The sequence below is a fragment of the Roseovarius salis genome, from assembly GCF_044472985.1.
GTDB lineage: Bacteria > Pseudomonadota > Alphaproteobacteria > Rhodobacterales > Rhodobacteraceae > Roseovarius > Roseovarius salis.
Map to the genome: position 1 here is coordinate 1 of NZ_JBISDG010000119.1, position 279 is coordinate 279.

General features: G+C 59.5%; 1 pseudogene. It reads right to left on the reverse strand.

The features are described 5' to 3' along the window. Positions 1–279: pseudogene (locus ACH13J_RS18445) on the reverse strand (hypothetical protein); the annotation flags it as partial.

Sequence of the window (279 nt, forward strand, 5' to 3'; positions counted from 1 at the left end):
GACCCTGGTCGTATTGCCAGGTTTGCGTTTCGCCGTTCTTGGCATTGACCAGTGTGACTTTGACGCCCGGCAGCAGCACAGCCTTGGAGCGCAGCAGGCGTTGCAGTACGGCTTGCGGGATGACGGAAGAGTCGAAGTATTTGGCATCCGGCCAGGCGGTGACGCGCGTACCGCTGCGTTTTTCATCGCGCGCGATAGGGCGGGATTTCAGTGGTTCGACCACGTCGCCACCGGCAAATACCAGGTTGTGCACGCCGTTTTCGCGCCATACGGTAATTT